Below are 12,517 nucleotides of genomic sequence, written 5' to 3'. Positions count from 1 at the left end.
CAGCGGCCCTCGCCCCGCCTTCTTTCGTCAGTTGCCTCCAGCAATACCCCTAGGGGGTACTCTGAACCCGCGGCGCCGTCCGCGGAGGGAGGGCAAGATGTCACACGAGCACATGGCGCATCACGCCGAGGCAGCGGATCACGGAACCGACATACCGGATCAGCACGCCGGTATGACGCACGGCGGCCACGCACATGGTGCGCACGCAGGTCACGGCGATCACGTCGCTCAGTTCCGTCGGCTCTTCTGGATCATGCTCGCGATCGCGGTGCCGGTGGTCGCTTTCTCGAGCATGTTCTCGATGCTGCTGGGCTACGCGCTTCCCGGTGGCTCCTGGGTCGGATGGGTCTCGCCACTGCTGGGTGCGGTCATGTACTTCTGGGGAGGATGGCCGTTCCTTACCGGCGCGGTGTCGGAGGTACGAGCGCTCCGACCAGGGATGATGCTGCTGATCGCACTCGCCATCACCGTCGCGTTCGTCGCATCACTCGGCGCGAGCCTCGGGCTCCTCGACCACGAACTCGATTTCTGGTGGGAGCTGGCGCTCCTGATCGTCATCATGCTGCTCGGCCACTGGATCGAGATGCGTTCCCTCGCGCAGACGACATCGGCGCTCGACTCCCTGGCGGCTTTGCTTCCGGACGAGGCCGAGATCGTCCACGGTGACGGCACGCGAACGGTCACCCCCTCCGACCTCGTGGTCGGCGACGTCGTCGTGGTGCGCCCCGGCGGACGCGTCCCGGCCGACGGCCGCGTCGTGGCCGGTTCGGCCAGCATGGACGAGTCGATGATCACGGGGGAGTCTCGCGCGGTGCCCCGCGCCGAAGGCGCGGCGGTGGTGGCCGGAACCATCGCGACCGACTCGTCGATCCGGGTCGAGATCACGGCGGTCGGTGACGGCACGGCTCTCGCCGGCATCCAGCGTCTCGTCACCCAAGCGCAGAACTCATCGTCGCGGGCTCAGCGGATCGCGGATCGGGCCGCGGCCTGGTTGTTCTGGTTCGCGCTCGGCGCTGCGGTCGTGACGGCTCTCGTCTGGAGCCTGGTCGGGCTGCCCGATGAGGCGGTGGTGCGTACGATCACCGTTCTCGTCATCGCCTGCCCGCATGCGCTCGGACTCGCCATCCCGCTCGTCGTCTCGATCGCCACGGAGCGTGCGGCCCGCGGTGGTGTCCTGATCAAGGACCGACTGGCGCTCGAGCGGATGCGCAACGTCGACACCGTCCTGTTCGACAAGACCGGCACGCTGACGAAGGGTGAGCCCACTGTCACCGGCATCGAGCCCGCCGGTCAGCTGGCGCCGGACGACGTGCTCGCCCTCGCGGCTGCTGCGGAGTCCGAATCCGAGCATCCGATCGCCCGTGCCATCGTGGCTTCAGCCCGCGAACGTGGCGCACGCATCCCGAGCGCTTCGGATGTCAGCTCCTCTCCGGCCGTCGGCGTCTCGGCGACGGTCGGCGGGAGGACGATCAGGGTCGGCGGACCGAATCTGCTGGCGGAAGAGAACGCGCGGGAGCTGCCTGTCGCCGATGTCTGGCGAGACGAGGGGGCCATCATCCTTCACGTGCTCGCCGACGGGGAGGTGATCGGCGCGTTGCGCCTCGCTGACGCCGTGCGTGAGGAATCTCGTCAGGCGGTCGACGCGCTGCACGCGCTGCGGCGCGAGGTCGTGATGATCACGGGCGACGCGGAGGCCGTGGCGAGCTCCGTGGCCCGGGAGCTCGGCATCGATCGCGTCTTCGCGGGCGTCCGCCCTGAGGACAAGGGTGACAGGGTAAGAGAGCTCCAGTCCGAGGGGCGGGTCGTCGCGATGGTCGGCGATGGCGTCAACGATGCGCCGGCTCTCGCGCAGGCCGACGTCGGCATCGCCATCGGTGCCGGGACCGACGTGGCGATCGCCTCGGCGGGCGTGATCCTGGCCGGTTCGGACCCGCGTTCGGTACTGTCCGTCATCCAGCTCTCTCGTGCGTCCTACCGGAAGATGACGCAGAACCTCTGGTGGGCGGCGGGGTACAACCTGCTGTCGGTGCCGTTGGCGGCCGGGGTGCTGGCGCCCCTGGGATTCGTGCTTCCGATGTCGGTCGGAGCAATCCTGATGTCGGCGTCGACCGTGGTGGTGGCGGTCAACGCGCAGCTCCTTCGTCGTCTGGACCTGCGGCCGGAGACGAGCGTGCGTGAGATACTCGGCGAGGCCCGTCGGGTGTAGCCCCGGGGGTGCTCGCCGATCAGTCCGCCGCGACCCGCACGGGCGAGCCGCCGGTGAGCGCTGCGAGGTGCTCGAACGTCAGCGGCATGACGGTGTGCGGTGTGCCGCCCGCGGCCCAGATCGTGGCGTAGTCGGACAGGGCGGTGTCGATCACGGTCCGAATCGGTGAGGGGTGCCCCACCGGTGCCACGCCGCCGATGGCTTGCCCGGTGATCGCGCGCACCTGCTTCGCCGAGGCCATGACGATCGTCGCGGCCCCCAGCTGAGCCGCCAGGATGTCGGTGTCGACGCGATGGCGACCGCTGGTCATCACCAGTACCGGTTCGTCGTCGGCCAGGAACAGAAGGCTGCTCGCGATCGCCCCGGCCTCGCATCCGAGTGCTGCGGCGGCGTCGGCGGCGGTGCGGGTCGAGTCGGGGAGCTCGCGCACCTGCGAGGCGATCCCCGCATCCGTCAAGTGCTGCTGGACGATCCGGCTCCGTTCGGGCAGGTGCTGCTGGTCATCGGTCATGGGCGAGAGGTCCTTCCTCGGAGCCGGTGCGTGGTGGATAGTGCATGAGCAGGATCACGTCGGAGGTGTCGTCGAGCGCTTCGAACCGATGCGGCACATCGCCCGAGTAGCGGAGGCTCTCGCCGGCGCCCAGCTCCTGCTCGCTGCCTGTCGGCCCGACGCGAATGCGCCCCCGGATGACGGTGACTGTCTCCTCGATCCCACGGGCGTGCGCGGGGGACTCCTGGCGATCGGTCGTGAGAGTCGCCCGGTACGTCTCGACCAGTGTCGCGCCCACCGTCCACCTGTCGAGCAGTGTCGCGGACACGGAGGCGCCGGTCACGGGCTGAGTGGCGACCCCGCTGCCGGAGACGAGGGCGCCCAGGGGGGCGCCGAGTGCGGTCGTCAGGGCGAACAGGGTGTCCAGGCGTGCCCCTCGGCGATCATTCTCCAGCTCGGAGATCGTGCCCTTGCCGACCCCGCTCGCGCGAGCGAGCTCGGAGAGCGACATTCCGCATCCCTCGCGGAGCCGTCGCAGGCGCGTGCCCACCGAGTCGTCCATCTATCACCACCGTTCTGAAAACAGAACGATACGGATGTGGGGCTGCGCGCGCAAGCCCGAGGCTCGGGCCTGACCGCGGGGTGGGGTGCTCGCGGCCAGGCCCGGCAACGAGACTGCACTTCCGGCACGAGATCACGGTGTTTACCCGTGATCTCATGCTCGAAATGCAGTCTCGCGGTGAACGACCGGCTCAGGTGAGATTGTCGCGGCGCCAGAGCGAGGCGGATGCGGTGAGGTCCTCCGCATAGGTGGTCAGACGAAGGGCCCGCGTGGTGAAGGAGGAGGCCCGCTCCGGCTCGCTCGTCTCGTGATCGTCGGCGAGCTGCACCGCACCTGCGGCCGTCACGCGGCAGAACGCCGCGGCGCGCTCGAGTGCGACGGCGAAGTCGCCCTCGAAGAGTCCGCGCAGGATCATGTCGATCAGCGCCACCAGCTCTTCGGGCCCGGCCGGTGCCGGCGCGCCCGCGACCAGGTCGTCGATCGAGGCGAGCGCCGTACGGCCCCGCTCGTACAGGAGCGCCGCGGTGCGCGGGTCGTCGTGGATCATCGCCTGCAGCAGGTAGAGGCGCCAGAGCGCACCAGGCAGCGAGCGCGCAGGCGCACGCGACCACAACTCGGCGACGTCGTCGATACCGTGCTCGGTCGCGAAGGACACCAGCCGATCGACGACCTCCGCATCCGGATCCGCGCGAACGCGCGCAAGGAGAGCGGCGGCCGTCGAGTGCGCGATGCGCGACACTTCGGCGGGATCGTCGCCCGAGAACAGGCGGTCGAACAGTTCGGCAGGACGCCGAATGGGCTTGTGGAAAGGCCGCTGCTCGTCAGTCATCCCCACAAGGGTACCCGCGCTCCGTGCGCGACCGGCGGGCAGCGGATGCGGCGAACAGAGGCCGTTCGAAACAGTAGGCTGGAGGTCACGGGCCTCTAGCTCAGTCGGTAGAGCATCGGACTTTTAATCCGCGGGTCGAGGGTTCGAGCCCCTCGGGGCCCACTCCATGCCCCCGCCGGGACCATCCGGACGGGGGCTTTCGTCTGCCCACCCGAGAAACCATGTCCGCGGGACGCCGGACATGTGCTCGAGCTTGACGGCGACGGCCGGCAGATCCGCCGGCTGGTTCCGGCCGCTCTCCCACGCGGCGTACGCCGGCGAGCCGACGCCGAGCTGCGCAGCCATGTCGCCCTGCGTGAGGCCAAGCTCACGACGGACCTTGCGGAGGCGCTCGCCAAAGGTCCACTGCGGGATGCGGCGAGCCATGTGGATGACGTTGGTCGACATGGCACCAGACACTATCTGCACGCATCAATACCTGTCAACGGCTATTAATACCTGCACGCTGAGTTGACAGGTTTAGATACCTATGCGTACCGTCAAGCCTCATGGAGAGTACGGATACTTACCTCGCGATCGGCGAAGTCGCTGCCGCGTTCGGTGTCACCGTCCCCACTGTGCGCAACTGGGAGAGCGCCGGCAAGCTCCGCGCAATCCGAACCCCTGGCAATCAGCGCCGATTCGCCGCCTCGCAGATAGAAGCTCTGCTCGCGGGTGAGCCCTGGGAGCCGGCGCAGTGATGCCGCCGTGGGCGCTCGCGACGCCGATCGGCCTCGAGAGGTTCCGCGAGGCGTCGTCGATCGGGTTCTCGGCCGCGTGGGACTTCCTGTCGCCGAAGCTCGCACGGGCGCAAGCGGATGCCGACTGGTGGTTCTACGTCGCGAACAACCCCGAGCAGGCACGCGCTGAGCACCAGGCGCAGATCGCCGGCATCCTCGCGCAGATGGACGACGCGCGCGCTCAAGCGCGCAGCGACGTCGAGCGTCGAGTACTCGACCGCCTCGAGCGGACCGACCCGATGGAGTATCGCCGGCTGGCGTGGCTCCGACTGACCGATCGGGCCGCGTTCCGCGCGGTCCTCGACACCCACCTGGGGGCATGATGACTGATCCCGAGATCCGCGCGGCCGTCTACCGCGAGCTGACCGGCGCGCTCGACACGCTCAACCGCGTACCCGAGCAGCTCCGACAAGGCGACGTCGCGGCGGCGAACCTGCTGCTGGACGACGTGCGCGCCCACCTCGGCGCGATCGCGCTGCTGTGCTCAGACGAGCCCGACGCCGCCGGCTATGCCGAGCTACTCAAGCGCACGCTCACCGGCCCGACATCCGCGGCCGAGGCCGCGTTCATCGAGAGGCACGGACATGCGTCCTGACTTGAACCCCGACTACATCGACCCCGCGATCGGCATCCCGTTCGCGCTGGCGCTCTTCGCCTACTGGGGGTATCTGATCCTCCGCGATCGCCGACGTGGCTAAGGGCAAGCCGAAGCCGCCGAAGCTCTCGCAGTTCCTCGACGGCGGCGATCCTCCGCGCCTCGACGCGACACTGCTCGCCGACTACGTTGCGCACGAGCCCACCCAGCTCGGCCGCGGCGCTGACGGCGAGATGTACGAGTACCGCGACGGGATCTTCGTCCGCGACAGCGACGTGATCACCAGGCGCACCGCGTTCGCGCTCGGCAAGCGCTGGTCCTCGAGCGTCAACGGCCAGGTCACGGCCCACATGCTCAACGTCGACATGCCCGTGGTCGGGCTGCCGGATCTCCCGCACGGCTACCTCGACTACATCGTGCTCGAGAACGGCATCTACTGGTGGGCCGTCGACCAGCTCGACAATCACTCGGCCGCACTCGGCGCCACCACCAAGCTCCCGATCGTCTACGACCCGATCGCGATCCCGCACGCCTTCAACGAGTGGCTGCACCAGGTGCTCGGCGACGACGAGGACATGCACCGGCACGTGTGGGAGCTGCTCGGCTACCTGCTCATGACCGGCAACCCGCTACAGAAGATCTTCCTGCTGTTCGGTGAAGGCGGTAACGGCAAGGGCACGCTGCTACGCCTCATCCGCACCATGCTCGGCCGCGAGAACTACTCGAGCATGAGCATGCACCAGCTCGTCGACGACCGATTCGCGACGTCGGGCCTCTACGGCAAGGTCGCGAACATCTCGGGAGATCTCTCAAGCAAGTTCCTGTCCGACCCGCAGATCCTCAAGGAGATCACGGGTGGCGACTCGATCGCCGCATCCCGCAAGTTCGGCCACTCATTCGAGTTCGTGCCCTACGCGGTCCCGATCTTCGCGAGCAACGAGTACTTCCGCACCTCCGACAACTCGATCGGCTGGCGGCGCCGCTGGGAGGTCATCGAATTCACCCGTCGCGTCGACACTCTCGGTGGGTTCGATGAGCGCTTGCTGTTCGATGACATCCCGGGGATCTTCAACCTCGCGATGGACGGCCTACGCCGGCTCATGACGCGCGGCAAGTTCGCGCCGCCCGGTGAGGCCGTCGAGGCCACGAACCGCCTGCACGACGCCGCCGACCCGTTCATGCTGTGGCTCGACGACGACGAGGGCGTATTCCGCGACGACCCGCAGGCCATGGCCGCGTGCGCGGACGTCTACCACAAGTACGCCAACTGGTGCCGCCGCAACGGCTACAGCGCGCTCGCATCCGGCCCGTTCGGGCAGCGCCTCAAGCAGATCGGCGTCACCCGCACCCGCACCCGTCAGGGCGCCTCCCGCACCTGGTGCTACGTCGGCATCGACGTGCAGCTCGGGCTCAGCGATGCGTGAGGTCCAGGTGGTCCAGGCAGCGGGCCAGGTGGCCACGGCGCCGGCGGCGATCGCCCAGCCCGCACCCCCGCACCCCCGGAAGAACGACCCTCCGGGGCGGTCCCTGGCGGGGTGGTCCAGGCGCGGGTCCAGGCAAGGTCCACCCTGTGGTCCAGCCTCGATCCCAGTCGAGAGAAGGGAAGGTCCAGGAGGTCCACCCACTCTCTCAACCTTTACGCACAAGAGAGAGAAGAGAGAAGAGATAGCGATGAGCCTGGACCACCTGGACCCTGTGCCCTTCCGGATCGTGATCGAGGGCCGCGCGCGTGTCTGGTTCCTGCCGACGCTGCTCGACCGGGTGAGGAGTGTGACGCCTGCCGGCTGCGCCTTCCTCCTCACAGTCGAACAGGGCGCGGAGTCATGAGCACGAAGCACTCCGATCCCGAGTACCGGAAGAACGCGCGCCTCGTCCGGCAGCAGGTAGCGATCGCGCACCGCCGCGGCGAGGACGTCGCGTGTGGTCGCTGTCCTCGCCCGATCGAACCGGGCGAGCGCTACGACGTCGGCCACGTCGACGAGCACGGCGGGCACGGCATCGACAACCTGCGCGCCGAGCACATCGGCTGCAACCGCCGACACGGTGGCCGGCTCGGCGCCGCGATCACGAACGCGGGCCGCGGCGCGCGCCGTTCCGATCGGCTGCTGCGTTGGTGATCCGCGAGGGGGAGCGGCTTCTTTTGGTGGCGCTGTCGTACCCCCGCCTTCGGCTCCAACAGCGACCCCTCCCCCTGAACCGAGAGGCCCACGGCCATGACTGACCCGACTCTGACCGACCTGCAAGACGAGGCCACGTGGCTCGAGTGGCGCGAGGGGGTGTTGGGGGATCGGCCTTTCATCCGTCTTGACCGGCTCGCGACGACCGAGCAGTCGCGGGCCGAGTTCCTCGAGGGGGCGCGGCTGCTGCGCCTGGACAAGCTCACCCGTGCCGGCGACGGCGGGCACGGTCCGACGCCGATCCAGCTCGTGATCGCGGACCTGCTCGAGGCCGCGGGGCAGGACGGCAAGCTGTTCGTGGGGATCGGGGAACCGCGCCGCACGACCAAGACGACGAGCGTGCAGTGCGTGCTCGTTGGGCGGTGCCGACTGCGCGAGGACTACCAGGTGGGCTGGACGATGCTCACGACCGGCGCGAAGGCGGGCGAGCGGTTCCGCAAGGACATCGTGAACCCGGTGGTTCGGATCTACCCCGACCCGCGTACGCGCCCGTTCCTGATCAACGTTGGCAAGGGCACCGAGCACATCGACTTCCGCAACGGCTCGTTCCTCAACGTCTACACGCCGAACGGCGCCGGGTTCCGATCTGGCGGGTTCGATGTGGCGTTCGTCGACGAAGGGGCGGAGGGCGACCCCGAGCTGGTGGCCGACATCAACTCGGCAGTGATCCCCACGATGGACACCAAGATCGGCGCGCAGTTCATCGTCGCCGGGACGGGCGGGAAGTACCGCACCGGGAACCTGCTGCACTCCACGCTCACCGACCCTGAGGCCGCAGTGGCGTGGCATGGCATCCCGGAGACGACTCCGCCCGAGCAGGTGTCGACGTGGGAGCCGACCGAGGAAAACCCCGGCGGGCGGATGCGCGAGCTGATCGAGCTCACGCACCCCGGCGTCGGCTACACGACGCCGCTCGAGTCTGTGCGGCGCTCGTTCAACAAGCAGTCGCTCGAGGAGTTCCTGCGCGAGTACGGCCTACAGTTCGGGCTCGAGGGCGCGACCGATCGCGCCGTCCCGGCCGCGTGGTGGGAGCGCGCGGGCGTGCACGATGACCTGCCCGAGCCGCCGCCGCGGTTCTGCGCGTTCCTCAAGGTCCACCACGACGGCACATACGCGTCGCTCGGCGTCGCGTTCGAGTACTCGGGCGCGACGGATCTCGTCACCGACGCGTTCGCGCTCGACGGCGAGGAGCCGCCGACGCGTCGCGCGATCGCGCTGTGGCACCACCAGGAGGGGACGCGCGGGCTCGAGCGGGAGGTGCTGCAACGCATCCGCCGCCGCCGCATCCCGCTCGTCGTCGACAACCATGGCCACACCGCGGCGATCGCCGACAAGCTCGAGAAGACGATCCCTAAGCCGAAGATCATCCGCACTCGCCCCGCCGACGTCCCGCGCGCCGCGGTCGAACTCATGCAGGCACTCGAGCAGGGCACCGTCGTGCAGTTCAACCAGCCGATCCTCACGGCGTCCGTCGATCTCGTGGTGAAGCAGGCGTTCGGCCAGTTCGGGACGTGGCGTTTCGGGGCGCCCAAGACGAAGCCCGACCACGATACGACACCGGTCGAGGCCGTGGCCGGCGCGCTGCGATTCCTCGACGATCTGCCTCGCGCTATCTCGCCGAGCGACGTCACCGATTGGGGTACCGAGTGAGCAAGAAAGACGCGCTGCTGTTCCTGGACGCGACGACGATCAGCGTCGTCGTCGGGTGCCGGGACTGCGGGCACTGGCGAGCGTTCGCGTGGTCAAAGCTCGAGGGGTGGGCAGTCGCCGCGGCGCACGAGGCGCGCGTCCACCCCGACGAACGCGCGGCGCAGAAAGCCCTTCACATGGCCCTGAAACGACACCGGGACACGCCGACTCCTCCCGAATGATTTTCGGCTGTGGACGACCCCCGAGAAGGTCGTCGACGTGGGGATCTTCGGACGCAACATAGCCAAGGCTTACGGCCCGTCGTCGGCGCCGATCGCGATCTCGTCGCCCTACTCGCCGCAGGATCAGCTCGTCACGTTCGCGATCAACGATGAGCTGGGCGGGCTGCTGAAAGACACGGCGCTCATGACCCGCGACATCGCGCTGCGGGTACCGGGTGTGAAGCGCGCGCACGGCGTGCACGTGACGCAGTTCGCCGAGATCCCTTTCTTCCAGATGGACAACGCCGCCCGAACCGCGCACCAGCCACGGTGGCTGACGACGAGCGACACCAGCGAGGCGCCCTACCAGCGGATGTTCGGTCTCGGTTCGGACCTGTTCTTCAACGGGTGGGGATGCCTCGGGTTCACCGCCGACATGTCGGACTGCATGCGGATCCCGTTCGGCATGTGGTCGCTCAACGATGAGGGCGTCGCCGTCGCCGACGAGCGGTTCATCCCCGCCGCGTACCGTGCCCGCGTCGTGTCATTCCAGGCCGGCGCGGGCGAGAACGGGCTGCTCAACGACGGCGCCGACACCCTGCGCGAGGCACGGTCGATCGAGGAGGCCTACATGGACCGCCTCGCGAATCCCGTCCCGCTGACCGTGCTCGGCATCCCCCGCGACGTCTGGGAGTCCTGGACGGTCGACGAACGCAAGTCATACCGGCAGCAGTGGATCGACGGGCGCCAATCGAAGAACGGCGCCGTCGCCACGAAGGTGTCCGAGTGGCCGGTGGAAATGCCCGGCGCCGCCCCCGTCGACCTGTACGAGACGGGCCGAAACGCGGTGCGGCTCGACATCGCGAACCACACGAGCACACCGGCCGCGCTGCTCGAGGGATCGAAGCAGGGCGGCAGCGGCACCGAGATGAACTACAACGGCGTCGAGAACGGCGCCACCCGTAGCGACCTGTGGGACTTCGGCCTCGCCAAGCGCTGGATGCTCGCGTTCGAGGCGCGCATGTCCCTCGACGACGTGAGCCCGCCCGGCCTCTCGATCCGCGGCGATCGCTCGTTCGCAGTCGCCACCCCGACCCCACCGACCAACCCCACGAGCGAGGACTGATCCACATGGACCTGATCGAATACGAAGGTGGCGAGATCCTCGCCAACCTCGAGGACCGCACCATCACCGGCCTGCTGCTGCCGTACAACGAGCTGGGCCAGACCAACGCCGGCCGCTTCATGGTCGAGGCCGGCACCTTCCCCGAACTGCCCGCCGATCCTGCCGTCATCGGCATCAACACCGACCACGAACGCTCGCAGCCAGTCGGTCGCGCGACCCGCGTCTGGGAGGAGCCCACCACAGGGATCATGGCGACGTTCGCGATCGCCCGTACCCCCGAAGGGGACGCGGCTCTCGCCGACGCGATCAGCCCGACCGGAAAGCGCAAGCGCCTGTCGGCGGAATTCCACACCGCGATCAAGGCGGGCAAGGCGGTCCCCGGCACGGGGCGCCTGTGGGGTGCGGCGCTCGTCGGGATGGGCGCGTTCCCTTCCGCGATGGTGCTCGCCGCTGATCGCAGCAGCAGGTACTCGAGCGAGTTCACCGACGAGGACGGCGTGACGTGGGTCCGCAAGGAGACGAGCGAGACGACCACGACCGAGACCGAGAACGGCACCGAGACCACCACCGTGACGACCGTCACGGAGGAAAGCACCCAGCAGGAAGAACAGGAAGAACCCATGGGCGACACCACAGCCACCGTCGAGGCGCAGGTGCGCCCCGCTACCCCCACCGCATCCGGCGCGCCTGCTGCGCGCACCGCCGCGGTCAACCTCACGCACCAGGTGCTCGCCGCCGTGCACGCGCTTAAGACGAACCCGCTCGACGGCGCCGCGCACCAGGTGCTCGCCGCGATCGCCGACGTCAAGATGAGCGGCACGGGTGCGCTGCCCGGAACGAACGTGCTGCGCGAGAACTGGCTCGGTCAGCTCTACCAGGGCATCGAGTACGTGCGTCAGTTCCTGCCGCTCGGCAACACCGGCACCGACATCAGCGCCGCCGGCAAGCGCGGGTTCCGCGTGTTCCGCGGGACCGCCGCATCGCCGCTCGGCCCGCAGGACGGATCGTGGGCGGGTAACAAGACCGCGATCAACGGCTACCCAGGCGGTTCCGACACCATCGGTTCGCTGCTCTACCGGTTCGCGGTCGGCAACGACATCGACCGGTCGCTGTTTGACCTGCCCGGTGGCGTCGAGGTCGTCGAGGCGTTCCTGCGCCTCATCATCGAGGACCACCTGTTCTGGTCCGACCGGATCGCCCGTGAGGCGTGGGTGTCGGCGGCTGGCAACCCGGTCAACCCGAACACCGCCGCGTACCCGACGAACTACCCGCCCGCGCTCGGCCAGCTCATCCAGGGCATCCTCGCCGTCAAGAAGCGCAAGGGTGACCAGCGCTCCGACGTCCCCACGTTCGCGATCGCGAACGACCGCGCGTTCGAGCAGCTCGCGTACGCCGCGGGCGGCGAGCAGAACCTGCCTGCATTCGTCAGCATCGCCATGTCGACCAACCGTGAAGGCACGGTCGACGGCACGGTCCAGATCGTCAACGGCGACACCGGCACGTCCGGCTCGCCGTCCGTGATCGTCGGCACCGGCAACGCGATCGACTTCGACGAGCTCGCGGGCGGGCCGCTCATCATCGACGCGGTCGACCTCGCCAAGGGTGGCATCGACAAGGCCACGCACGGATACCTCCAGGTGTTCTCCAAGCGCCCCGAAGCCGTCGTGCATGTCGGCGCGAAGGATGCCTGGACCGCGACAACCCCCGAGCCCGTCGGCTCGATCGTGTCGCTCGGCGCGGGTGTGGTGCAGGCGATCCTCCCGACCACGCAGATCGCGGGTGCCGCGTTCGTCGGCACCACGGGCTCCGCGGCCCCGACCCTGCCCGGCGCTGTCGGCGGCACCGTCACGGACGGCACCGTCAACTGGCGACGCATCGCCTGACCCCCGCCCCTCACGGCATC

15 protein-coding genes and 1 tRNA gene are annotated in these 12,517 nt (G+C 68.9%); 12 read left to right on the top strand and 4 right to left on the bottom strand.

Annotated elements, in window-relative coordinates:
• The first annotated feature begins 97 nt into the window (after positions 1–97).
• The gene (locus SK224_RS00310) at positions 98–2,206 is read left to right on the top strand and encodes a heavy metal translocating P-type ATPase (RefSeq protein ID WP_413816744.1); all 2,109 of its coding nucleotides are present in this window, start codon (positions 98–100) and stop codon (positions 2,204–2,206) included.
• Between the two features lie 19 nt (positions 2,207–2,225).
• Here the strand turns inward: SK224_RS00310 and SK224_RS00305 are convergent, their stop codons facing one another.
• From SK224_RS00305 to SK224_RS00295, 3 genes are all read right to left on the bottom strand, one after another.
• Complete coding sequence (locus SK224_RS00305) at positions 2,226–2,717, bottom strand: YbaK/EbsC family protein (protein WP_320432869.1); 492 nt, start codon at positions 2,715–2,717, stop codon at positions 2,226–2,228.
• Positions 2,707–3,258: an XRE family transcriptional regulator gene (locus SK224_RS00300; protein WP_320432868.1), complete on the bottom strand. Its 552-nt coding sequence runs from the start codon at positions 3,256–3,258 to the stop codon at positions 2,707–2,709. Before SK224_RS00300 ends, SK224_RS00305 begins: the two co-directional genes overlap by 11 nt.
• 190 nt (positions 3,259–3,448) lie before the next feature.
• A complete protein-coding gene (locus SK224_RS00295) occupies positions 3,449–4,087 on the bottom strand; it encodes a DNA-directed RNA polymerase subunit beta (protein WP_320432867.1) in 639 nt (212 codons plus the stop codon).
• A gap of 89 nt (positions 4,088–4,176) precedes the next feature.
• Here SK224_RS00295 and SK224_RS00290 point away from each other — a divergent pair.
• A tRNA-Lys gene (locus SK224_RS00290) sits at positions 4,177–4,249 on the top strand.
• Here the strand turns inward: SK224_RS00290 and SK224_RS16750 are convergent.
• On the bottom strand, positions 4,211–4,513 hold the full coding sequence (locus SK224_RS16750) for a helix-turn-helix domain-containing protein (RefSeq protein ID WP_413816755.1): 303 nt from the start codon (positions 4,511–4,513) through the stop codon (positions 4,211–4,213). The genes SK224_RS00290 and SK224_RS16750 overlap by 39 nt on opposite strands.
• A gap of 122 nt (positions 4,514–4,635) precedes the next feature.
• Here SK224_RS16750 and SK224_RS00285 point away from each other — a divergent pair, with 122 nt between their 5' ends.
• From SK224_RS00285 to SK224_RS00240, 10 genes are all read left to right on the top strand, one after another.
• The gene (locus SK224_RS00285) at positions 4,636–4,827 is read left to right on the top strand and encodes a helix-turn-helix domain-containing protein (protein WP_320432866.1); all 192 of its coding nucleotides are present in this window, start codon (positions 4,636–4,638) and stop codon (positions 4,825–4,827) included.
• Positions 4,824–5,189: a hypothetical protein gene (locus tag SK224_RS00280; protein ID WP_320432865.1), complete on the top strand. Its 366-nt coding sequence runs from the start codon at positions 4,824–4,826 to the stop codon at positions 5,187–5,189. The genes SK224_RS00285 and SK224_RS00280 overlap by 4 nt, the downstream gene beginning before the upstream one ends.
• A complete protein-coding gene (locus tag SK224_RS00275) occupies positions 5,189–5,461 on the top strand; it encodes a hypothetical protein (protein ID WP_320432864.1) in 273 nt (90 codons plus the stop codon). The genes SK224_RS00280 and SK224_RS00275 overlap by 1 nt, the downstream gene beginning before the upstream one ends.
• 95 nt (positions 5,462–5,556) lie before the next feature.
• Positions 5,557–6,885, top strand: coding sequence for a phage/plasmid primase, P4 family (locus SK224_RS00270; RefSeq protein ID WP_320432863.1), 1,329 nt, complete (start codon positions 5,557–5,559; stop codon positions 6,883–6,885).
• A gap of 247 nt (positions 6,886–7,132) precedes the next feature.
• Positions 7,133–7,288 carry a hypothetical protein gene (locus tag SK224_RS00265; protein WP_320432862.1) on the top strand — a complete coding sequence of 52 codons (156 nt, stop codon included), beginning with the start codon at positions 7,133–7,135 and terminating at the stop codon, positions 7,286–7,288.
• The gene (locus tag SK224_RS00260; protein ID WP_320432861.1) at positions 7,285–7,578 is read left to right on the top strand and encodes a hypothetical protein; all 294 of its coding nucleotides are present in this window, start codon (positions 7,285–7,287) and stop codon (positions 7,576–7,578) included. The genes SK224_RS00265 and SK224_RS00260 overlap by 4 nt, the downstream gene beginning before the upstream one ends.
• Before the next feature lie 96 nt (positions 7,579–7,674).
• On the top strand, positions 7,675–9,288 hold the full coding sequence (locus SK224_RS00255) for a hypothetical protein (RefSeq protein WP_320432860.1): 1,614 nt from the start codon (positions 7,675–7,677) through the stop codon (positions 9,286–9,288).
• Positions 9,285–9,509, top strand: coding sequence for a hypothetical protein (locus SK224_RS00250; RefSeq protein WP_320432859.1), 225 nt, complete (start codon positions 9,285–9,287; stop codon positions 9,507–9,509). The genes SK224_RS00255 and SK224_RS00250 overlap by 4 nt, the downstream gene beginning before the upstream one ends.
• A 37-nt stretch (positions 9,510–9,546) precedes the next feature.
• A complete protein-coding gene (locus tag SK224_RS00245; protein ID WP_320432858.1) occupies positions 9,547–10,614 on the top strand; it encodes a hypothetical protein in 1,068 nt (355 codons plus the stop codon).
• Between the two features lie 5 nt (positions 10,615–10,619).
• Positions 10,620–12,497: a hypothetical protein gene (locus SK224_RS00240; protein ID WP_320432857.1), complete on the top strand. Its 1,878-nt coding sequence runs from the start codon at positions 10,620–10,622 to the stop codon at positions 12,495–12,497.
• Positions 12,498–12,517: the final 20 nt, after the last annotated feature.

The organism is Microbacterium sp. BG28 (assembly GCF_034044005.1).
Taxonomy (GTDB): Bacteria; Actinomycetota; Actinomycetes; order Actinomycetales; family Microbacteriaceae; genus Microbacterium.
This window is presented reverse-complemented; position numbering and strand designations above follow the sequence as displayed.

What these genes read in the sequence shown, in the direction of transcription:
- SK224_RS00310 (WP_413816744.1), top strand. Translation starts at nt 98, where the DNA reads ATGTCACACGAGCACATGGCGCATCACGCCGAGGCAGCGGATCACGGA.
- SK224_RS00305 (WP_320432869.1), bottom strand. Translation starts at nt 2,717, where the DNA reads ATGACCGATGACCAGCAGCACCTGCCCGAACGGAGCCGGATCGTCCAG.
- SK224_RS00300 (WP_320432868.1), bottom strand. Translation starts at nt 3,258, where the DNA reads ATGGACGACTCGGTGGGCACGCGCCTGCGACGGCTCCGCGAGGGATGC.
- SK224_RS00295 (WP_320432867.1), bottom strand. Translation starts at nt 4,087, where the DNA reads ATGACTGACGAGCAGCGGCCTTTCCACAAGCCCATTCGGCGTCCTGCC.
- SK224_RS16750 (WP_413816755.1), bottom strand. Translation starts at nt 4,513, where the DNA reads ATGGCTCGCCGCATCCCGCAGTGGACCTTTGGCGAGCGCCTCCGCAAG.
- SK224_RS00285 (WP_320432866.1), top strand. Translation starts at nt 4,636, where the DNA reads ATGGAGAGTACGGATACTTACCTCGCGATCGGCGAAGTCGCTGCCGCG.
- SK224_RS00275 (WP_320432864.1), top strand. Translation starts at nt 5,189, where the DNA reads ATGACTGATCCCGAGATCCGCGCGGCCGTCTACCGCGAGCTGACCGGC.
- SK224_RS00265 (WP_320432862.1), top strand. Translation starts at nt 7,133, where the DNA reads ATGAGCCTGGACCACCTGGACCCTGTGCCCTTCCGGATCGTGATCGAG.
- SK224_RS00260 (WP_320432861.1), top strand. Translation starts at nt 7,285, where the DNA reads ATGAGCACGAAGCACTCCGATCCCGAGTACCGGAAGAACGCGCGCCTC.
- SK224_RS00255 (WP_320432860.1), top strand. Translation starts at nt 7,675, where the DNA reads ATGACTGACCCGACTCTGACCGACCTGCAAGACGAGGCCACGTGGCTC.
- SK224_RS00240 (WP_320432857.1), top strand. Translation starts at nt 10,620, where the DNA reads ATGGACCTGATCGAATACGAAGGTGGCGAGATCCTCGCCAACCTCGAG.